Genomic DNA, 20,594 nt, shown 5'->3' with positions numbered 1-20,594 from the left:
CGGCTGACCGGCGGCCCGCCGCGCACCCGGACCTCGGCCGGGGCCCGCCCCGGGCCGGCCGTCCTCGGGCCGGCCGGGGCGGACCCCCGCCCCGGCCGCCCGTGGCCGGCGTCAGATCAGCGGGGTGACCTGCTCCTCGATGCCGAGCAGCGCCCGCCCGTACAGCTCCGTGGAGATCGCGGTGTTGATCACCGCATGGCGGCTGCCGGTCTCCTGGTCGCGCCAGATCCGCTGCAGCGGGCTCACCTCGGCGAAGCTCCCCGCGCCCTGCACGCTCAGCAGGATGTCCAGCGCCTCGCGGCAGCGCCGCGCCACGTACCCGGTGTCCATCCGCACCCGGGCACGGTTGAAGACCGGCATGTACTCCCCGCGGGCGGCCCACGCGTCGATGTCGTCGGCGGCCCGCATCAGGTGCAGGCGGGCGGTGTCGATCAGCTGCGCCGCCTCGGCGATCTGGATCTGCGTGGAGGGCGACTGGTCGGCACGCTCGTAGAAGGTGTACGAGATGCCCTTGCCCTTGGCGAGCGAGGCGGTGACGAGCTCCAGGCCGGCCTGCGCCAGGCCCAGCTGGGGGCCGGCCAGCACGAGCGCGAGCACGGGGATGAAGGCCGAGCGGTACAGCGTCTCGTCCTGGTACTCCGTCGGGCGGACGCCCTGGACGGCGGCGGTCATCGACATGATCCGGTGCGAGGGCACGAAGACCTCCTCGGCGACCAGGGTGTTGCTCCCGGTGCCCCGCATCCCGGCCACGTACCAGGTGTCCTCGACGGAGAGCTCGGACAGCGGGATCAGCGCCACGCCCTGGTCGGTCTGCGCGCCCGAGGCGTCCACGATCGGCACGCCCAGACCGGCCCACTGCGCGTGCAGCGACCCGGAGGCGAAGCCCCACCGGCCGGTGACGACCAGGCCGCCCTCCACTGCGCGGCTGGTCGCGCTCGGCGCCAGCACACCGCAGACCCGGGCCTGCGGGTCCTCGCCCCACACCTCCTGCTGGGCCTGCTCCGGGAAGAGGCCGACCATCCAGTTGCAGACGTTGATCAGCGTCGCCACCCAGGCCGTCGAACCGCAGCCGCACGCCAGCTCCGAGCCGACCTCCAGGAAGGTCCGCAGGTCCGTCTCCTCGCCACCGAAGCGCCGGGGCACGGTCAGCCGGAACAGACCGGCGTCGGACAGCGCCGCGATGTTCTCCTCGACGACCCGGCGGCCCTCCTCCGACCGGGCCGCGTTGGCACGCAGCAGGGGAACGAGGGCGGCGGCGCGCCCGGACGGCGTCAGGGCCGCGAAGCCGTCCGTCGTCGTCTTCGTGGTGGTGGTCGTCATGGGTGCTCCTGGCTCTCGGCGGTGTCGGCGACGGCACCGCGCTCGGGATGGTTGCCGGTGCACGGATTCCACGCCACGTCGGCCGCACTGTCGTGGTGCCGGGAGCACAGACTCCGCGGACGGGCCTGGGCCGGCAGACCAGTCCGCGGGATCTTTGGGCCCGGAGCACAACGGCGGCCGTCCGTCCTGCCCCACCGGACCATGTTCACCAGGTCGTGACGGTGGGTTCATGTGGGGGAAACGTGCCCCACAGCACCGCACCCGGAGGTCGCCATGTCCGCATCCGCCACGGCCACGCCGTCCGCCCGCCCGCAGGCGGTCACCGCGGCCGACTACCGCAAGGTCCTCGGCCGGGTTCCCACCGCGGTCAGCGTCGTGACCGCGCAGACCCCCGACGGCCCCGTCGGCGTCACCGTCGGCAGCTTCACCTCGGTCTCGCTGGACCCGCCGCTGGTCGTGTTCTACTGCGACCTGCGCTCGGCCAGCGCGGCCGCCGTCGTCGCCGCCGGACGGTTCTGCGTCAACGTGCTGGCCGAGGACCAGCAGAGCCAGTGCGGCGCCTTCGCCGGCCGCACCGGCGACCGCTTCGCCTCCTGCACCTGGGAGCCGGCCGGCAACGGTGCGCCGCGCATCGACGGCTGCACCGCCTGGATCGAATGCGACGTGGAGAGCAGCGTCCCCGCCGGCGACCACCTCGCGATCACGGGCCGGGTGCGGCAGCTCTCCGCGGCGGACGGCGACCGCAGGCCGCTGATCTTCCACCAGGGGCGCCTGGTGCAGCTGGACGGCGCCCGTGTCCGGCACGCCCCCACCCACCGCTTCGACTGGTGGGACGCCTGACCGCCCGGTCGCCCGACCACCCGACCGCGCGCACCGTGCTCCCGCACCTCCGAAAGGACATCCCCGTGAACCCCGCCGACCCCGGCCCCGCCGACCCCGCCTACGCATACGCCGACGCCGCCTACGCCGCCTACGCCGCCGCCGTGACCCAACTGGTGCTGCACGAACGACAGAGCCGCGACCGGGGGCGGTGGGACGTCATGCGCGCGTGCTTCGCCCCGGACTCCACCGTGCGCGTCAGCTGGTTCCGCGGCACCGGCGCGGACTTCGTCACCGAGTCGCAGAAGATGGCCGAACGCGGCGACACCGCCACCCACCGCCTCTCCCCGCCCGTCGTCGACGTCCACGGCGACCGCGCCCTCGCCGAGGTCCCCGCCGCCATCGAGGTCCGCACCCTGCTGGACGGCGTCGAGGTGGACGTCACCTCCCGCACCCGCATCCTGTACCGCGCGGAGCGCCGCGAAGGCCGGTGGCTCATCGTCTCCGTCGACCCCGTCTACGAAAGCGACACCCTGGCCACCAGCCTGCCGGGCACCCGCCTCACCGTGGACGCGGAGGAGCTGGCGGCCTTCCGGCCCCCCTACCGCATGCTGGCCCACGTCCTGAGCCGACGCGGCTACCGCATCGGGGACGACCTCTACGGCGACGACCGGCCGCAGGACTCCGCCGCGCTGTACGCCTCCGCCGTCGCCTGGGCCCGGACCCGCACCTGAGCGGACACCCGGCCCGCGGCACGCCGGGCCGGGCACGCCGCAGGCCGGGGCCCCCTTCTGCGGGCCCCGGCCGTGGGTGCTGACGGTCTCGCCTGCCGGTCGGATCCGACCGGGGTCCGACCGGTACCGCCTGGACGACCGGACGACCGGTACCGCCCGGATGCCCGGGCGATGCCGCCTACGCGGCGTACACCTCCAACTCGGCGAGCTGGAGGCCGGGTGCACCGGAGTTGGTGGTGCCCTGGACGCGGATGTAGCGGTAGGTACCGGACGGGATGGCGATGTCGACCGTGTTGTTGCCGGTCGCCGGGTCGAACAGGTAGTCGGCGGGGAGGGCCACGGTGGTGAAGGTCCCGTCGTCGCCGCCGGCCAGGATCTCCAGGTGCTGGGTGCGGCCGCCCCAGCCGCCGTTGAGCTTCAGGGACACGCGCGCCGCGGTCACCGGGGCGCCGAGGTCGACGGTCAGGGACTGCGGGGAGGTCAGCGCCGGGCTCTCCCAGTACGTGTTGGTGTCGGAATCGACCGCGGCGGCCGCAGGGAAGCCGTCGTGGGAGCCGCTGGCGGTGACCGGGCGGCCGACGGCGAGGTTGCCGACGGTGCTGGTGACGACCCGGCCGGTGACGTGGACCTGGTAGCGGCCGGCGGAGGTGCCGTCGGAGACGGTCAGCGAGCCGTTGCGGTCGCCGCGCGCGGTGGGCACGAAGCGGATGCCGACGGTGCAGCTCTCGCCCGGGGCGAGCACGGCGGCGCAGGTGTTCGCGAGGGTGTAGACGCCGGTGATGCCGACGGAGGCGATCCGCGCGGGCCGCGGGCCCGGGTTGGTGATGACGACGGTCTGCGGGTCGCTGGACTTTCCGACCTCGTCGGTCTCGAAGGACAGCGTCCCGCCGAGGCCGCTCACCCGGAGCGGGCCGGGCGCCGGGTAGCCGCAGTGGGCGTCGGCCCAGCCGCGGTTGCCGGGGCCTTCGGTGAACGCGAAGCCGGAGCCGCAGTCGTAGCGGCCGCCGGCACCGAGGCCGCCTGCGGTCAGGAGGCGGGCCGAGGCGGAGCCGGGCGCGTTCAGCTGGAAGGCGAACGTCCCGGCCCGGTCGACGGTGTTGCGGGCGAAGTGGACGCCGTCGACCGACGAGCCGAGGAACTGCACGGCCTCGTAGGCGCTGTCCTGGATCAGGTTGTCCTCGACGTCGACGTTCCCGGTCAGCGGGGCGTCGGCGGCCCAGAACCACAGCGCGCCCTCGCCGATGTGCGAGAAGAGGTCGAGGGTGCCGGTCCGTTGCAGGGTGTTGTGCGCGACGGTCGTGGTGCCGGCCAGGGGCACCGAGCCGAAGCGGTTGCCGACGTGGATGCCGCCGCCCTGCACGAGGGTGTCGGTGACCAGGTTGCCGGTCACCGCGTTGTCGCTGCCCCCGTAGAGGGCGATGTTGTTGGCGAGCGCGGGCGACCTGACGGTGTTGCGGGCGAAGACGTCGCCGGAGTTCGGGTGCTGGTCGGACCACATCGCCAGGCCGTCGTCACCGGTGCCGCGGACGTAGCTGTCGGTGACGGAGGAGTGGGTGATGCCGTCGTGGAAGTTGACGCCGTCGGCCGTCACGTCCAGGATCCGCAGGCGCGAGAGGCTCAGGCCGTCGAAGGGGCCGTCCAGCCAGGCGCCGACCTTGGTGTGCTGGATCCAGATGTTGTCCACGGTCGAGCGGGCCAGTGCGCCGCCGATGCCGTTGACCTGGTCGGAGTCGTTGCGCTCCGCCACCTCGCCGAAGATCGCGAAGTCGGCCAGGTGCACGTCGGAGCTCACGTCGGGCGCGTAGTTGCCGTACACGCCGACGCCCGCACCGTGCAGGACGCTGTACCAGGGGCCGCTGCCGCGCAGCGTGACGCGGTCGACCAGGAGGTGGCGGGTCACCGTGAACGTGCCCGGCGGTATCCACACGGTCCGGCCGGTGCCGCGGGCGGCGTCGATCGCGCGCTGGAACGCGTCACCGGAGTCGGCCCTGCCCGACGGGTCGGCGCCGAAGGACGTGACCGAAAGGGCGTTGCGGGGCGCGGACGCGGGGGCGTCGACGCGCTCGAAGTCGGCGGTGTCGATCACGTACCACGGGGCCGTGTCGCCCCGGCCGACCTGGAGGCGGACGGTGCTGCCGGCCGGCAGGGTGTGGTCGAACATCAGCCGCGCGTCGTCGTAGAGCTGGCGCCGGCCTCCGTCGGCCGGACTGTTCGTCCACGGGTACTGGCCGTAGTACCAGCTGTAACGCGAGGTGACGGCAAGGGACTTGGCGAACCGTCCGTCGACGTAGGCGCCGAGGGTCGCGTCGATCCCCTTGCCGTCGGCCGAATCGGGCACGCTGTAGCGGACGTTGACCGCGTTGGCCGCCTTCTTCAGCGTGAACTCCACGTACTGGCCCGGCTTGTCGAGCTGGACCGCACGGCGGCCCACGGCCTCGGCAGCGAGCGTGCCGTACGCCCAGTCGGGGCCGAGGACGGTGCCGTTGGTCCGCGCGTCCTCCGCCTGGTACTCGGTGAAGGGCGTGCGCGCACCCGCGCCGCCGCCGGCACCCGCGCCGAACTGCTCCTGCGCGGCGGCCCCCTGGGGAGCAGGGGTGTGCGGACTGAGCGCACCGGCCGGTTGCGCGAGGCCCGTCAGGGCGACGGCCATCAGCACGGCCACGGGCGCGCGCCTGCCTATCCATCTCATGGTGATACATCCCGGTCACGTAGGTGTTGCTCGGGCGGCCCTGCGGGGGCCGCCGGTGAGGCGCCTGGGTGGGCGGGGAACAGTCAAGCAGCGCAACAAGCCGAGGGCAATATGGCTACAGAAACTTGCAATATCTTGACCTTGAGGGAGTCGAGAGGCCGGGTCGGGTGGCCATCCCGGCTGATTCCGTTAGGTCTGCCCGGAACTGAGCACTCGACCACCCGGGCGACCCGCCTTCGGCCCTGGAATCCGAGCCCGGAAGTCCTGGCATTTTTGCGCAATTATTCGACTCTCAAATGCAAAATACTTACCACCCGACCGCCTTCCGGAGCGCGGACGGCCCGCCGGCCGGCCCGGTCTGCGGCGGCCCGCCCGGAGGGACCGGCGGCCCCGGAGGGACCGGCTCACCGCCGCTCAGCCGGCGATCCGGTGCTGCAGGTCGTCCACGAGCGCGGGCAGGTCCGGCAGCGAGCCGACGGCGCCGAAGATGTAGTGGTCGGGCCGCACCACGACGGCCGCGAGCTGCTCGGCGTCCAGGTGCGGCACGTAGAAGCCGTCCACGTCCCAGGCGGCGACCTCCGGGTCCGCGGTACCGCCGAGCGGCGCCAGGTGCAGCAGGCAGGCACCGATGCGCTCCAGGAACGCCAGCTGCTGCGGCGTCAGCACGGTGCGGGGGTCTGCGGTGGAGGCCACCACGAACCCGCGCCCCACGACCTCGTCCAGCAGGCCGGTGCGGCCGCGCCAGGTCACCCGGGCCTGCCGGCTCAGCCGTCCGGCCGCGCGGCCCGCGGGTCCTCCGGGGACGCGGGAGACGACGCCGTCGGTGAGCACCGCCGGGGGCAGCGGCGGCAGGATCCGCCCGGGATCGGCCCCCTTGCCGATCATGAAGGCGTCCCGTTCGGCGGCGGCGCCCGGGTCGGTGACGCAGATGACCTTGCCGAGCTCCACGGACATGCCGATCGCGTGCTGGACGTGCGCGCTGCGCTCGGTGCCGTAGCTGTCCAGCAGGCCCGGGCCGGCCTCGCCCCGCAGGACGAGGCCGAGCTTCCAGCTCAGGTTGGCCGCGTCGCGGATGCCGGAGCACATGCCCTGCCCTGCGAAGGGCGGCATCAGGTGGGCGGCGTCGCCGGCCAGGAGGAGCCGGCCCGCGCGCCACACGTCCGCCCACCGGGCCTGGAAGGTGTACACGGCGTGCCGTTCCAGCGTGCAGTTGGCGGGCGTGAGGTCCCAGGGTGCGAGCAGCTTCCACGCGGTGGCCTCGGTGTCGAGCTCCTCGACGGTCTCGCCGGGCATGCGCATGAACTCCCAGCGACGGCGCCCCGGTCCGCCGGAGACGGCGGTGACGGGCCGGGCGGGGTCGCAGATCTGGAGGTTGACCGGCTCCCAGGTGCGGGGCTCGTGCGGCCGGACGTCGACGATCAGCCAGTCGTAGAAGAAGCCGAGGTCGTGCATGCGGGTGGGCATGCGTGTGCGCACGAAGCTGTTGGCCCCGTCGCTGCCGACGACCCAGGGGGCGGTGAAGTGGTGGAGGGTGCCCTCGGCGTCCCGGGTGGTGACGCGGACGGCGCCGGGGTCCTCGGTCAGCCCGACGGCCACGTGCCCGCGCAGCACGGTGATGTTCTCGTGCCGGTCGGCGCGGAGCGCCAGGGCCCGCTCCAGGTCGGGCTGGTGCATCATCGACGCGGTGGGCCAGCCGGACGCCCCCCGGCCGGACCAGTCGAAGCGCAGGAGGGTCTCGCGGCCGGAGTTGACCCACTCGTAGGTGTCGGCCGGCTCGCTGAAGGCGCCGATGTCCTCGCCGAGTCCCGCGTCGGCGAGCAGCCGGGCCACCTCGTCGTCGAAGTGCACGGCCCGCGGCTGGGGGTAGGGGGCGGGCCAGCGTTCGAGCACGGTGACGGTCCACCCGTCGCGGGCCAGGTAGAGGGCGCAGGCCAGGCCGACGGGGCCGGCTCCGACGACGAGTACGTCACTGTCCGGGTTGCGGGTGTCGTGCGGGGTCATGGGGGTTCCTCGTTCCACGGTGCGGTGCGCGGGCAGCGGTCGGGGGTGCCGCCGGGCGCGCGGAGGGGGCGGCGGGTGCCTCGTGCCCGCGGGCCCGACGCGTGTGCGGGGGGCCGGTCCGGGCGTGGCGCCGCCGCCTCGGAGTGTTCATCAGGATTATCGAGAATGCAATAGATTCGCGAACTTCCGGCAGGATGGCGACCGCCGGAGGGTGGCACCCCCAGGCGGGCGCGGACGATCCGGCCTCCACCCGCCCGCCGCCGATTCGTCTGCGCGCGAGGGCACTTGCACAGGTCGGCGAGGGCGCGCACGCCCGCACGGCGGGCCCGCCGGCATCTGCGGCCGGGACCGGCCCACGGCGCCCCGCCCCCGCGCACCCTCCCGCGCCTCCGCCGCACACCTCGCGCTCCGCCCCCGCGCACCCTCCCGCGCCTCCGCCGCACACCTCGCGCTCCGCCCCCGCGCACCCTCCCGCGCCTCCCGCCGCACAGCCGCACCGCCTCCTCGCCGGTAGGCCCGCAGAAACCCATATAGAACGATTGCGTTTCTCCCGAGTGGCGTCTACGTTAAGGAAAGAACGGTGCCGTACCACCCAGAGGTCGGCAGGGCACCGGGACCGGTACGCGGGACACGGCACAGCGCGCCCTCGCCCACCGGAAGAACGGCCGCGGCCCACGTCCGCCGCGCGGCACCACCACTCCCCCGACGACTGCACCGTCACGCCCTCGCGTGTCCGCCCGTACGCACCGGGCCCCGCAGCCCGTCACACCCTCCGCTCCCCCCGCACCTTCCACGAAGGGGTCCGACATGACACCCACCACCTCCTCGCCCACGGCGGTCGCCCGGCCCTCCGCCGAAGAGGTCGTCGCCAGCACCTGGAAGCTGGTGCCCCGGCTCCGCGAGCGGATCTTCGCGACCGAAGAACTGCGCCGGCTCCCGCCGGAGACCGTCCAGGACGGCCACGACGCCGGAATCTTCACCCTGCTGCTGCCCCGCAGCCTCGGCGGATCGGCCGGCAGCCTCGACGACGCCGTCCAGGTGATGCGCGCGCTCGCCCAGGGCGACCCGACCGCCGCCTGGACCCTCGGGTTCCTGATGTCGCACAACTACCTGCTCGCCCGGTTCCCCGAGGCGGCACAGAAGGACTTCTTCACCGACGGCAGGCCGGCCCAGATGGCCGGCGTCGCCAACCCGCCCGGACGCGCCGAACCGGTCGACGGCGGCTACCTCGTCACCGGCTACTGGGGCTACTGCTCGGGCGTCATGCACTCCGACTGGGTGATGGTCACCGCGATCATCGACGGCGAGCCGTTCCCCTCCGTGTTCCTCCTCCCCCGTGCGGAGGCCGACGTCCAGGACACCTGGTTCATGTCCGGGATGAAGGGCACCGGCAGCCACGACGTGAAACTGGAGCAGGTGTTCGTGCCCGCCCACCGGGTCGAGAACTTCCTCCAGCAGTGCTCCCGCAACAGCTCCGGCGCGTCGCTGCACCCCGAGCCGCTGTACGCCTACGACGGCCGCGACCTCATCCAGCTCATCGGCCCGAGCATCGTCCTCGGTACCGCGGAGGCCGTGCTGGAGGGCTACCGGGACCGTCTGGAGAAGCGGCGGGCCGCCTTCAGCCCGACCGTCACGGGTGACACGGTCGCCGGCCAGATCCGCTACGCCCGGGCCGTCTCGGCCCTGCGGGCGGCGCAGGCCGTCCTCGACAGCGTGGTCCGGACGACCACGGACGCCAACGCGCAGAGCGGCGAGGACCTCGACTTCGAACTCCGCGCCCAGCTCAAGCTGGACTGCCTCAGCGTCATCCGGCTGGCCCAGGAGGCCGTCCGGACGGCCGTCGCCGGGTCCGGGTCGAGCATCTTCAGGTCCGGCGACGTCACGCAGCACTACCTGCGCGACCTCCAGACCATCCTCGGCCACCTGACCATCGACGAGGACGGCATGCAGGCACGGGCCGGGGAGATCCTCCTGGGCCGCTCGACCGAGCCCGACCCCACCCTGATCTTCACCTGAGCCCCCGCCACGGGAACGACGAGCCGTACCACCTCCGCACGACGAGAGAGGAACAACGATGACGAGCACCGACAGGGACGAGATCGTCGCAGTGACCGTCCGGTACTGCTGGGCGCTGGACCAGCGCCGCTTCGAGGACCTGGACCAGGTCTTCGCCGCGGACGCCGTGGCCGACTACGGTTCGGACGCGCGCTACGTCGGCCCCGGGCAGGTCGGCGCGTTCTGCGCCGGGGTCGTGAAGGCCATGGAGATCGACCGGTCGCAGCACCTGGTCGCCAACCACCAGGTGGAGATCACCGGCGACACCGCCACCTGCCGCTCCCAGTACCAGTCGCACTACGTGCTGCGCCCCGCCGCCGGGTCGGCGAAGCCGCGGGTCATGGACATCGGCGGCAGCTACCTCGACGCCCTCGCCCGGACGGAGGACGGCTGGCGGATCACCGGCCGGGTGGCCCGCGGCACCTGGAGCCTGGGCGACGCCCCGCACGGCGCTCCCGCCGCGGCCGGCGGCGAGAGCACCGCGTTCGTGGTCGCCGGCTGGATCGACGTCGAACCGGACAACCGCGACCGGCTGATGACGGCCGCCCAGGAGATGGCGCTCGCGGCGTCCGAGCTGGAGGAGGGCAGCCTGGACTACCTGGTGGCAGCGGACCCGCGGACGGCGGGCCGGGTCCGGGTCTACTCCCGGTGGCGCTCCGAGGGCGACTTCCGCGGCCACATGGACACCCTGCACGTGGCCGCCTTCCGCCGGGCGCTGGCGGAGGCGCAGGTGACGGGCCGCCACCTGCGGCGGTACGTGGTGAGCGAGGAGACGCCGGCCCTGGCCTTCGCCCTCCCCGTCACGGCGGCCGGAGCCGGGTCGTGACCGGTGCTTCCGCCTCCGGGGACGGCCGCATCGACGTGCACCAGCACATGATGCCGCCGGTCTGGGCCGAGGCCGTGGTCGACGCCCCGAACGGCCCGCCGTTCGTACCGGCCTGGTCCGAGGAGGACGCGCTGCGGGCGATGGACGCCGTCGGCACCCGCAAGGGCATCCTGTCGGTGACCGCCCCGGGCGTGCACCTGGGGGACGACGCCGCGGCACGGCGGCTGGCCCGGGCGGTCAACGTCTTCGGGGCGGAGGTCGTCGGACGCCGCCCCGACCGGTTCGGCCTGTTCGCGAGCCTCCCGCTGCCCGACGTCGAGGGAGCCGTGGCCGAGGCGGTCTTCGCCCTGGACGAACTGCACGCGGACGGCGTGGCCCTCATGAGCAACGCCGACGGGCGGTACCTGGGCGACCCGGAGTTCCGTCCGCTGTGGCAGGCCCTCGACGAGCGCGCCGCGGTGGTGTTCGTCCACCCCACCCTCGTGCCCGGCCTGCCGGAGCTCCCGGGCGCGCACGGCTGGGTCGACTTCCCCTTCGACACCACCAGGACCGCCGTGCACATGGTGATCAACGGTGTGCTGCGGGACTTCCCCTCGGTGAAGATCATCCTTTCGCACGCCGGCGGCTTCGTCCCGTACGTGGCCCCGCGGATCGAGGCCCTGACGATGTTCTCCCCGGGCCTGTCCGCGGACGAGGTCCACCGGGACCTCCGCCGCTTCTACTACGACACCGCGCTGGCGTCCGGCCCGGCCACGCTGGCCGGACTGCTGGAGTTCGCCGGACCGGGACACGTCGTGTTCGGCACCGACTGGCCGGCCGCACCGCTGCCCGTGGCCACCCGCTTCGCCGACTCCCTCGACCACTTCCTCACCACCCGCCCGGGCTGGTCGGACCGCATCAACCACGAGACCACCGCATCGCTCATCCCCCAGCGAGGAGAACGACCATGCCTGACGTGAACACCCGGCCGGAAGCGGCACCGCAGGGCACCGGGGCAGGCATGCTCCCGAGCCGGCTGCACCACAACGCCTACGTCGTGAAGGACCAGCGGGCCACGCAGCACTTCTACGAGGGCGTCCTCGGGATCCCGCTGGTGGCCACCTGGACCGAGACCGACGAACTCCTGGGCGCCGAGCGGGTCTACTGCCACACGTTCTACGGCCTCGCCGACGGCAGCGCCCTCGCCTTCTTCCAGTTCGCGGACCCCGGCGACCAGGCGCTGTTCGAACCGCGCTTCCGGCCCTCGCCCTTCATCCACGTGGCCCTCAAGGTCGACGACGCCACCCAGCAGGCCATGATCCGGCGCCTCGCCGACAACGCCTGGGACCACCTGGTCATCGACCACGGCTACTGCGTGTCCCTCTACGCCACCGACCCCGACGGCCTGCAGCTGGAGTTCACCCGCGACCACCCCGACACGGCGCGCATCGAGGCCGAACGGCTGGCCGGTGCCCACGCCGACCTCGACCGGTGGCTGAGCGGCGACCACCGCAGCAACAACACCTTCCGCGAGAGCTAGATGGCCCCGGCCAGGCGTCTCACGCTCAGCTTCGACAACGGTCCCGCCCCCGGCACCACCCCCTGGGTGCTGCGGCAGCTCGCCGCCCGCGACCTGCCGGCCACGTTCTTCCCCGTCGGCACCCAACTGCTCGAACCGCGCGGCCGGGAGACGCTGGAGCAGGTGGCCGCCGCCGGCCACCGCATCGGCAACCACTCGACGACCCACACGACCCCCCTCGGCGACGACCCGGGCCCGGACGCGGTCCGGCGCGAGATCGCCGACATGCAGGACCTCCTCGGCGACCTGGCCGGTCCGGAGAAGCTGTTCAGGCCCTTCGGCGGCGGCGGCGTCCTCGGGCCCCACCTGTTCAGCCGCGACGCGCTCGCCCACCTCACCGCGCAGCAGTACACCGTGGTGCTGTGGAACAGCGTCCCCCGCGACTGGGAGGACCCGGCCGGATGGCCGGCACGTGCCCTGGCCGACATCGCGGCGCAGCCGTGGACCGTCCTGGTGCTCCACGACATCGTGCCCCGGGCGATGGAACACCTGCCGGCCTTCCTCGACGAGGTCGCCGCCCGCGGGGTCGAGGTGGTCGCCGACTTCCCCGACGCCTGCGTGCCCGTCCGCCGGGGCGTCGTGCAGGGCGACCTGGCACCGCTGACCTCGCCGTGAACCACCCGCGCCCCGGGGAGCACCGCTCCCCGGGGCCCGTCCCCGGCCCACTCCGGAGGAGTGCGCCCGTACCCGATGAGAGGACTCCCGTGACCGTCACCACCGTGGACCCCACCGCCGCCCTGCTCGTGATCGACCTGCAGAACGGCATCCGGCGCCTGCCCTACGTGCACCCGCTCGACGGTGTCGTCGCCAACGCCGCGGAGCTGGCGGCGGCGTTCCGCCGCCACGGCCTGCCCGTCGTCCTGACCACCGTGACCGGCACCGCCGCCCACGGCCGGACGGACGTCGACCTCACCCTGCCCCCCGGTCTGCCGGCCGGCTGGCAGGAGCCGGTGGCCGAGCTCGCACCCGCCGAGGGCGACCACCGGATCGGCAAGCAGAGATGGGGCGCCTTCACCGGGACCGGCCTCGAAGCACGTCTGAGATCCCTCGGCGTGACCCAGGTCGTCCTCACCGGCGTCGCCACCTGCTTCGGCGTCGAGTCCACCGCCCGGCAGGCCGCCGAGCTCGGATTCCACGTCACCCTGGCCACCGACGCCATGACCGACCGGGACGCCGACGCCCACGCGCACAGCGTCACCCGTGTCTTCCCGCTGCTCGGCGAGTGCCGCACCACCCGGCAGATCCTCCGGGCACTCGACCCCACCGACCCCACCGGAGCGTGAGAGATGAGCACCCCCGTACGCGACAGGCCCTCGTTCGACAGCGCCCGTTTCCGGCACGCCCTCGGCCACTTCGCCACCGGCCTGACCATCGTCACGGCCCTCTCCGGGGACGGCCCCGTGGGCTTCACCTGCCAGTCGTTCACGTCCCTGTCCCTGGATCCCCCCATGATCGCCCTCGCCCCCGGCAAGGCCTCCCGGAGCTGGCCGCGGATCCGTGAGGCCGGCGCGTTCTGCGTCAACGTCCTGGACGCCGGCCAGCAGGACCTCTGCACGGCCTTCGCCACCTCGGGCGGCGACAAGTTCGCCGCCGCCCCCTGGTCACCGGGCCGCAACGGCGCACCCCGGCTGGCGGGCTCGCTGGCCCACGTCGAATGCCGCCTGGTCACCGCCCACGACGCGGGCGACCACGAACTCGTCATCGGCGCCGTCGAGGACATCGAGGTGCACGACGGCGAACCCCTGCTCTTCTACCGGGGGGCCTTCGCCGGGCTGTCCCGCTGAGCCGGGGCGCACCGCAGCTCGCCCGACCGTCCTCCGCACCGCCCCGCGCCCGATCCGCACCACCCTCCCGATCCGCACCACTCTCCCCGCTCGACGCGGAACAGCGCTCCGACGGACGCCACGTCGCAGCGCCTCCGTGCGGGCCCGCGCACGACAGCTCCCGGGAAGGCCCCCACATGTCGATCCCCGACTCCCCCGCACCACCGTCCGCCCCGCAGCCCGCGCTTCCGCCCGGAACGGCGCCCGCACCGTCGCTCGCACCGCCGAGCCGACGGGCACTCGGAAAGAGGCTCGCCGCGGTCGTCCTCGGACTCGCCGCCGCGGTCACCGCGATGCTCACCGCCTTCGCGCTCCCGGCGATCCACAGCGGTCCGCACCGCATACCCGTCGGCGTCACCGGTCCCCCGGCCGTCACCCAGCCGCTGCAGCGGACCCTCGACGGCGGCGCGTGGCGGGTGACCGCGTACCCGGACGAGAACGTGCTCAAGGCCGCGGTGCACGACCGGAAGGTGGCCGGCGGCCTCGCCTTCCCCGCCGGGCAGGTGCACGTCTACACCGCCACGGCCGGAGGCCAGCAGGCGACCGCCGCGATCACCGCCCTCGCCGGGACGCTCGCCGCCCGGCAGGGCACCGGCACCACCGTCACCGACCTCGCGCCCTTCCCCGCGCGGGATCCCCGGGGTGCCGGCTTCGGCACCGCCACCCTCCCGCTGATCTTCGGCGGCCTCTTCCCCGCCCTCGTCCTGGTCCGGCTCTTCCCCAGCCGGTTCGGCCTGGGCCTCCGGCTGGCCGGCGCCGCCGCGTTCTCGCTGGTCGCCGGTGCGGGTGTCGCCGCACTCCTCCAGTTCGGCACCGGCACGCTGGACGGCAGCTACCTGCGCAACGCCGCCGGTCTGGCCCTCGGCATGGCCGCCCTGTCGATCGCCCTCCTCGGCCTGCACGCCGCCGCCGGCACTCCGGCGCTGGGAGCGGGGGTCGTCGTCGTCTTCGTCCTCGGCAACCCGCTGTCCGCACTGGCCACGGGCCCGCACTGGCTGCCCGACGGCTGGGCCGCCGTCGGCCAGCTCCTGCCGCCCGGCGCCGCCGGAACCCTCCTGCGCGCCAACGCCTACTTCGGCGGCCACGGGGCGGGCACCGCCGCCGCGACCCTCGGTGTCTGGGTCGCGGCCGGGCTCGCTCTGGCCCTCGTTGCCGGACGGCCGCGGCGGGCACCGGGCGCCGATCCCGCCGCGGTCCGCGCCGTCGCCGGGCACCGGCCTGCCTGAGCCCGTTTGCACTCCCCCCGTCGACTCCCTACTTTGGTACGGAACGGTTCCGTACCAAAGAAAGGCGGGCCGATGCCGAGCAACACCCCGACGACCCCGGTCCGCCGGCCGCGCATGACCTCGGACCGGGAACTCGAACTGCTGGCCTGCTGCCTGGAGATCCTGCGCGAGGTCGGCTACGAGGCCCTCACCATGGAGGCCGTCGCCGCCCGGGGCCGCTGCAGCAAGGCGACGCTGTACCGGCTCTGGGTCGGCAAACCGCAGCTGGTGGCCGCAGCCCTCTACACCGTGCGGCCGGCCGACGCCAGCACCATCGACACCGGCACCCTCCGCGGCGACCTGGTGGCCTTCGTCGGGATGCTCGTGGTCCAGGCCGAGAAGGACACCGCACTCGTCGCCGGGCTCGCCCACGCGGCCCTCACCGACCGGGCACTGGCCCTGGCCCTCAACGACACCCTGACCGCGCCCGAACACCTGGCGGCCTTCGTCGACCGCGCCGTCGCACGCGGCGAACTCCCCGCCCGCCCCGCCGCCACGGCGTTCGTGCCGCAGATGCTCTTCACCGCGCTGTTCACCCGCCCTCTGTTCGAGGGCGCCTACTCCGACCTCGACTACCTGGTCCGCTTCATCGACAGCGTGCTCCTCCCGGCCCTCCTCCACAGCTGACCCGGACGACCGGGCGGCCGGACGACCGGCGACCGCTGCGAATCCAGAGCCCCTGCCCGCCCCGCCGCCCGGTGCCGACCGGCACGGCGGGGCGGCGCGCTTCGGCCGCAGGAACCACCCCTCCCGCACCAAGGTTCTCCGAAGTCCCGGACACGCCGCCCCTGCCCGGTACGGGCCGGTTCAGGCGGAGGTGGGGACCGCGCGGGTGGGGCAGTACTCGGGGTTCGGCGCGCCGAACCAGGCGTCGCCGCTGAACGCGTTGTAACGGCAGGTCAGCGGCGCCGTCGGGGCGCCGCCGTAGTTGCAGACCAGCCAGCCCTGGCCGTAGGTCCAGCCGTAGAGGCCGTGCGCACCGTCGGTGAGGAAGGGCGGGCACATGTACGGGGTGGGCGGAGTGGTCGCCGAGGCCTGGGTGGCGGACGCACCCATGAGCCCGGCGACGGTCAGCGCGACGGTCGCGGCGGCGGAGGTGATGCGAGCGCGTGGCAACGGTTCTCCTCTCTCGGCCGGCGGCGTGACGGTCCCGTCCCGAACCCGCCGGCGCTGAAATTTATGTCGAGAGGGACCGTATCAAGGAAGGAAACTCGCGCAAATAGATGACAGCAAACTGGAATTGACGCATTTTCAGCCAGCGCGGCCAGGCGCCGAGCCCGCCGCAGCCCCCTGCAGCCCCTTGCACCCCTGCAGCCCTCACGGGAGAGCGCCCGGCACGGCGCGGCCGGCACGGGTGGATCCCCGCGGCGGCCGCGCCGTGCCGGCCGGTGGTGCGACGGCGCGGCGGACGTACCTGTCAGGTCGGGCACCGTCCCGGCGGCGGGACGCGGCTCAGGTCAGGGCGAACTTCTGCGCGGCCGAGCCGTTGCAGTCCCAGATGCGCAGGGCCGCTCCGTTGTCGGTGGATCCGTTCGGGGAGTCCAGGCAGCGTCCGGACTGCGGGTTGCGCAGCGAACCGTCGTCCTGCTGGAGCCACTGCTGGCCCCAGGTGCTGTTGCAGTCCCAGAGCTGGACGGGAGTGCCGAGGGCGGGGTTGGCGCCGGTGACGTCCAGGCAGCGCCCGAGCGTGCGCAGGGCCCCGCCGGCCGCGGTGTAGTGCTGGTCCCGGGCGCCGCTCTGACAGTCCCACAGCTGCACCTTCGCACCGTTGCCCCCGGTGTCGTCGGCGGCGACGTCCACGCACTTGCCTCCCGGGCCGATCACCGTCCAGACCCCGTCGAACCGGTACTTCTGCGCGGCCGAGCCGTTGCAGTCCCAGATGCGCAGGGCCGCTCCGTTGTCGGTGGATCCGTTCGGGGAGTCCAGGCAGCGTCCGGACTGCGGGTTGCGCAGCGAGCCGTCCGGCTGCGGCACCCAGCGCTGGCCCCAGGTGCCGTTGCAGTCCCAGAGCTGGACGGGAGTGCCGAGGGCGGGGTTGGCGCCGGTGACGTCCAGGCAGCGTCCCAGGGTGTGCAGGGCCCCGCCGGCCGCGGTGTAGTGCTGGTCCCGGGCGCCGCTCTGACAGTCCCACAGCTGCACCTTCGCACCGTTGCCCCCGGTGTCGTCGGCGGCGACGTCCACGCACTTGCCGCCCGGGCCGGTGATCGTGGCCCCGATCGGCGGGAAGGTTCCCACGCCGGTGACGATCTTGTCGTTGGCGGCCTTCATGCGGGCCGTGTCGACCTTCGCCACCCGGCGGTCGTAGGTGTAGAGCCCGTTGAGTTCCATCTCGACGTCGGTGGGCTGGGTGTAGATCGCGGCGGACAGGCCGTAGTCGTCCTTCCGCTGCTTGACCAGCGCGGCGATCCTCTCGTACTCGGCGGTCACGTCGTTGGTGTCCGACGCCGCGACCGGCTGCCAGGTGTGGTCCCGGACCCGCTTGCCGATGCCGCCGTACTCGCCGAGGACGGCGGCACGGGTGGCGGACGGCGGCAGTGTGTCGCCGGGGCCTTCGTAGATGTGGTTGTCGCTGACGTCGCCGTTGCCGCCGTCGGTGCCGCAGCACTGGCCGTTGCCGCCGGAGTTGTTGTCGACCAGCCGGCTCGGGTCGAGGCTCTTGGCGAGGCTCGCCTGTCCGGCCGAGTCGTACTGGCCCCAGCCCTCGTTGAAGACCACCCACATGACGATCGAGGGGGCGCTGCGCAGCTGGTCGATCATGGACCGCAGCCCGGCCTCGTGCAGCTGGCGCCCGGTGCTGTCGGAGTCACCGGACGGCATGTCCTGCCACACCAGCATGCCGAGCCGGTCCGCCCAGTAGTACCAGCGCATGGGTTCGACCTTGATGTGCTTGCGCACGGTGTTGAAGCCCATGGCCTTCTCGGTCTGGAGGTCCCAGCGCAGCGCCTCGTCGGTGGGGGCGGTCATGTTGCCGTCCGGCCAGTAGCCCTGGTCCAGTGTGCCGTTCATGAAGACGGGTTTGCCGTTGAGCAGGGTGCGCATGGTGCCGTCGACCGTGCCGACGGAGATCGACCGCATGCCCGTGTAGGACCCGACCGAGTCCACCACGGCGCCGCCGTCCAGCAGGTCGACCCTGACGTCGTAGAGGAAGGGGTCGCCGGGGGTCCAGAGGTGGGCGCCGGGCACCGGGACGGCGATCGTCGTTCCGACCGTGCCGGTGGCGGTGCCGGCGACCGTGCCGCCGACCGAGACGGTGACCCGGGCCGACCTGCCTGCGGCGTTGACGGCGCGCGGGACGATCCGCAGGGTGCCGGACGGCAGGTCGGGGGTCATGTCGAGCCGGGTGAGGTGGGCGGTGGGGGTGGGCTCCAGCCACACCGTCTGCCAGATGCCGCTGGTCGCGGTGTATTTGATGCCGCCCGGGTCGTGGGTCTGCTTGCCCCGCGGCTGGGGGGCGTCGGTGGCGTCGTGGACCCCGACGACGACGGTGTTCGTGCCGCCGGCGACGAGGGCCGGGGTGATGTCGAACCCGAAGGCGTCGTAGCCGCCGGTGTGGGTTCCGACCTGGGTTCCGTTGACCCACACGGTGGTGGAGAAGTCCACCGCGCCGAAGTTCAGCTGGACGCCGCGGCCGGCCCAGTCCGCCGGGATCGTGAAGGTCCGGCGGTACCAGAGCCGGTCGTTCGCGGTGGGGTGCCGCATGATGCCCGACAGTGCCGACTCCACCGGGTAGGGGACGCGGACGGCCTCGCCGTAGCTGCCGGGCTGCCCGGCACCGGCGGCCGTCTGCTGGAAGTCCCACACGCCGTTGAGGTTCCGCCAGTCCGGGCGGGTCAGCTGCGGCCGCGGGTACTCCGGCAGCGGGTTGTCGACGGGCACCTGGCCCGTCCACGGCGTCGTCAGCGGGGGCGTCTTCGGCACGAAGGCGGCGGCGTGGGCCGCGGGGGCCTGGTCCGTGACGAACAGGGAGGCCAGCAGGGCGAAGGCGGCCACCGCGCAGCCCCTTCCGAGCGCGCGCGGACGCGCCCGTTGCAGCACTGGAAACACGTGGTTCTCCTCGGGCAGGGACGGGTGCCGGACGAAGTCGCCGCCGGCGGCGGTGTGCGCCGGTCCGCACCGGCGCGCCGGTGTCCAGGTCGCAGCCGGTGCACAGCCGGTGGTGGTGGTGCCGGCCGCTGACCGCCGGCGCGCCGGAACGGGGGACGTCGCCGCGCCCGTCCTGCCGCGCCGCCGACCGGCGGCACGTTCGGCCCCGACCAGGACGCGTCCACGTCCGCGGGCGCGGGTCACACGGGCGTCAGGGTGGTCCACTTCTGTGCGTTCGTCCCGTTGCAGTCGAAGAGCTGCAGTTGCGTGCCGTCCGCGGTGGAGGAGGCCGGATCGTCCAGGCACCGGCCCGACTGCGGGTTGCGGTAACCGCCGTTGTACGGCTGCCAGACCTGCGCACCGGTCCCGTTGCAGTCGTACAGCTGGATCTTCGTGCCGTTGGCCGTGCCGCCCGCGGTGGCGTCCATGCACCTGCCGAGGACGCGCAGGGTGCCGTCGGCGCGCAGGGTCCACCACTGGGCGTCGGTGCCGTTGCAGCCCCACAGCTGGACGGGGTTGCCGTTGGCGGCCGAACTGAAGGCGTCGTCCAGGCACTTGCCCGCGATGCCGGACCGGACGACGCCGCCGGTGGGCACCGGGGCCTTGACCCACCCGGCGGCGACGGCCGCCCGGATGCCGCTGTCGAACGCGTCGGCCATCTTGGCGTGGCCGGTGTCGTTCGGATGCAGCGCGTCGGCCAGGTCGGCCGGGGTCAGCGCGCTCATGTCGACGTGCCGGACGTGCCGGCCCGCGGCCTGCTCGGCCTGCACGATGCCGAGCAGCGCCTGGTTGAAGGCCGGCCGGTTCGGCTCCTCCACGGAGCTGGTGGAGACGACCAGCGAGGCGAGCAGCACGGCCGCGTCGGGGACGTCGGCGGTGATCCGGTCGACCAGCGCGCGCAGCCGGTCGGGGGCCGTCGGCACCTGGTAGTTCTGGTTCAGGTCGTTGGTGCCGATCTCCACGAGCACCACGTTCGGCCGGTACCGGGCCAGCGTGCCGTCCACGATCGAGGCGACCTGGTCGATCCGCCAGCCGGAGTGGCCCTCGTTGTCCGGATCGGACATGGTGCCGTTGCGTCCGCTGCCGACGAAGTCCACGGAGTACCCCGCACCCGTCAGCCGGCTGCCCAGCGGCGCCCGGTAGCCGTTGCCCGTGCTGCTCCCCTCCCCCCAGGTGATCGAGTTGCCCAGCGGCATCACGCGCAGCGGGACGGGCGCCGCGGCGCTGTCGGCGACCGCCGGCGCGACGCCCGTCCAGACCGCGGTCAGCACGGCCGCCAGCACCACGGCCGCACCCGCCAAGTACCTGGTCATGTCCCGTCCTCGCGACAAGTAGTAGGGTCACGCGACTGCCGTCCCGGCAGGGCCGACATCGCGTGGGCGGACGAGGGAATCCTCTCCGACATCGTTGTCAACCGCCCC

General features: G+C 73.6%; 17 protein-coding genes. 11 read left to right on the top strand and 6 right to left on the bottom strand.

Translation table 11 applies throughout. The annotated features are described in order from the left end of the window. Positions 1-111: 111 nt before the first annotated feature. Positions 112-1,320 (bottom strand): acyl-CoA dehydrogenase family protein, encoded by a 1,209-nt coding sequence (locus tag SNE206_RS16335; protein ID WP_407914092.1) that lies wholly within the window; start codon positions 1,318-1,320, stop codon positions 112-114. 273 nt (positions 1,321-1,593) lie between these two features. Between SNE206_RS16335 and SNE206_RS16330 the strand changes: the two genes are divergently transcribed. After that, positions 1,594-2,160: a flavin reductase family protein gene (locus tag SNE206_RS16330; protein WP_407914091.1), complete on the top strand. Its 567-nt coding sequence runs from the start codon at positions 1,594-1,596 to the stop codon at positions 2,158-2,160. Between the two features lie 65 nt (positions 2,161-2,225). Next, entirely contained in the window at positions 2,226-2,873 is a 648-nt protein-coding gene (locus SNE206_RS16325) for a nuclear transport factor 2 family protein (RefSeq protein WP_407914090.1), read from the top strand. 178 nt (positions 2,874-3,051) lie between these two features. On the opposite strand, the gene SNE206_RS16320 is transcribed toward SNE206_RS16325, so the two are convergent. After that, positions 3,052-5,535 (bottom strand): discoidin domain-containing protein, encoded by a 2,484-nt coding sequence (locus SNE206_RS16320; protein WP_407914089.1) that lies wholly within the window; start codon positions 5,533-5,535, stop codon positions 3,052-3,054. 441 nt (positions 5,536-5,976) lie between these two features. Beyond that, entirely contained in the window at positions 5,977-7,563 is a 1,587-nt protein-coding gene (locus tag SNE206_RS16315) for a bifunctional 3-(3-hydroxy-phenyl)propionate/3-hydroxycinnamic acid hydroxylase (RefSeq protein ID WP_407914088.1), read from the bottom strand. Positions 7,564-8,370: 807 nt separating this feature from the next. Here SNE206_RS16315 and SNE206_RS16310 point away from each other — a divergent pair. The 9 genes from SNE206_RS16310 to SNE206_RS16270 all read left to right on the top strand — a co-directional run bounded on the left by SNE206_RS16310 (position 8,371) and on the right by SNE206_RS16270 (position 15,717). Then, positions 8,371-9,579, top strand: a complete 1,209-nt coding sequence (locus tag SNE206_RS16310; RefSeq protein ID WP_407914087.1) for an acyl-CoA dehydrogenase family protein — start codon at positions 8,371-8,373, stop codon at positions 9,577-9,579. Positions 9,580-9,637: 58 nt separating this feature from the next. Beyond that, positions 9,638-10,444 carry a nuclear transport factor 2 family protein gene (locus SNE206_RS16305; protein ID WP_407914086.1) on the top strand — a complete coding sequence of 269 codons (807 nt, stop codon included), beginning with the start codon at positions 9,638-9,640 and terminating at the stop codon, positions 10,442-10,444. Next, positions 10,441-11,403 carry an amidohydrolase family protein gene (locus SNE206_RS16300; protein ID WP_407914085.1) on the top strand — a complete coding sequence of 321 codons (963 nt, stop codon included), beginning with the start codon at positions 10,441-10,443 and terminating at the stop codon, positions 11,401-11,403. Before SNE206_RS16305 ends, SNE206_RS16300 begins: the two co-directional genes overlap by 4 nt. Further along, positions 11,391-11,963: a VOC family protein gene (locus SNE206_RS16295; protein ID WP_407914084.1), complete on the top strand. Its 573-nt coding sequence runs from the start codon at positions 11,391-11,393 to the stop codon at positions 11,961-11,963. Before SNE206_RS16300 ends, SNE206_RS16295 begins: the two co-directional genes overlap by 13 nt. Beyond that, entirely contained in the window at positions 11,964-12,617 is a 654-nt protein-coding gene (locus SNE206_RS16290; RefSeq protein WP_407914083.1) for a polysaccharide deacetylase family protein, read from the top strand. It begins immediately after the preceding gene. Between the two features lie 89 nt (positions 12,618-12,706). Beyond that, entirely contained in the window at positions 12,707-13,285 is a 579-nt protein-coding gene (locus SNE206_RS16285; protein ID WP_407914082.1) for an isochorismatase family protein, read from the top strand. Positions 13,286-13,288: 3 nt separating this feature from the next. Next, positions 13,289-13,786, top strand: coding sequence for a flavin reductase family protein (locus SNE206_RS16280; protein WP_407914081.1), 498 nt, complete (start codon positions 13,289-13,291; stop codon positions 13,784-13,786). A 176-nt stretch (positions 13,787-13,962) separates the two neighbouring features. Beyond that, a complete protein-coding gene (locus SNE206_RS16275) occupies positions 13,963-15,051 on the top strand; it encodes a hypothetical protein (RefSeq protein ID WP_407914080.1) in 1,089 nt (362 codons plus the stop codon). Positions 15,052-15,123: 72 nt separating this feature from the next. After that, positions 15,124-15,717, top strand: a complete 594-nt coding sequence (locus tag SNE206_RS16270; RefSeq protein ID WP_407914079.1) for a TetR/AcrR family transcriptional regulator — start codon at positions 15,124-15,126, stop codon at positions 15,715-15,717. A gap of 180 nt (positions 15,718-15,897) precedes the next feature. Here the strand turns inward: SNE206_RS16270 and SNE206_RS16265 are convergent, their stop codons facing one another. The 3 genes from SNE206_RS16265 to SNE206_RS16255 all read right to left on the bottom strand — a co-directional run bounded on the left by SNE206_RS16265 (position 15,898) and on the right by SNE206_RS16255 (position 20,486). After that, positions 15,898-16,206 (bottom strand): hypothetical protein, encoded by a 309-nt coding sequence (locus SNE206_RS16265; protein ID WP_407914078.1) that lies wholly within the window; start codon positions 16,204-16,206, stop codon positions 15,898-15,900. A 336-nt stretch (positions 16,207-16,542) separates the two neighbouring features. Further along, positions 16,543-19,080: a ricin-type beta-trefoil lectin domain protein gene (locus SNE206_RS16260; RefSeq protein ID WP_407914077.1), complete on the bottom strand. Its 2,538-nt coding sequence runs from the start codon at positions 19,078-19,080 to the stop codon at positions 16,543-16,545. A 293-nt stretch (positions 19,081-19,373) separates the two neighbouring features. Next, entirely contained in the window at positions 19,374-20,486 is a 1,113-nt protein-coding gene (locus tag SNE206_RS16255) for a ricin-type beta-trefoil lectin domain protein (protein WP_407914076.1), read from the bottom strand. Positions 20,487-20,594 lie beyond the last annotated feature (108 nt).

The organism is Kitasatospora sp. NE20-6, assembly GCF_045862635.1.
Note: the sequence above shows the minus strand (reverse complement) of the source record. Positions and strands in the feature narration are given on the sequence as shown.

Coding starts and splice junctions, on each gene's coding strand:
- SNE206_RS16315 (WP_407914088.1), bottom strand. CDS start 7,563: ATGACCCCGCACGACACCCGCAACCCGGACAGTGACGTACTCGTCGTC.
- SNE206_RS16290 (WP_407914083.1), top strand. CDS start 11,964: ATGGCCCCGGCCAGGCGTCTCACGCTCAGCTTCGACAACGGTCCCGCC.
- SNE206_RS16330 (WP_407914091.1), top strand. CDS start 1,594: ATGTCCGCATCCGCCACGGCCACGCCGTCCGCCCGCCCGCAGGCGGTC.
- SNE206_RS16275 (WP_407914080.1), top strand. CDS start 13,963: ATGTCGATCCCCGACTCCCCCGCACCACCGTCCGCCCCGCAGCCCGCG.
- SNE206_RS16305 (WP_407914086.1), top strand. CDS start 9,638: ATGACGAGCACCGACAGGGACGAGATCGTCGCAGTGACCGTCCGGTAC.
- SNE206_RS16255 (WP_407914076.1), bottom strand. CDS start 20,486: ATGACCAGGTACTTGGCGGGTGCGGCCGTGGTGCTGGCGGCCGTGCTG.
- SNE206_RS16295 (WP_407914084.1), top strand. CDS start 11,391: ATGCCTGACGTGAACACCCGGCCGGAAGCGGCACCGCAGGGCACCGGG.
- SNE206_RS16270 (WP_407914079.1), top strand. CDS start 15,124: ATGCCGAGCAACACCCCGACGACCCCGGTCCGCCGGCCGCGCATGACC.
- SNE206_RS16280 (WP_407914081.1), top strand. CDS start 13,289: ATGAGCACCCCCGTACGCGACAGGCCCTCGTTCGACAGCGCCCGTTTC.
- SNE206_RS16310 (WP_407914087.1), top strand. CDS start 8,371: ATGACACCCACCACCTCCTCGCCCACGGCGGTCGCCCGGCCCTCCGCC.
- SNE206_RS16335 (WP_407914092.1), bottom strand. CDS start 1,320: ATGACGACCACCACCACGAAGACGACGACGGACGGCTTCGCGGCCCTG.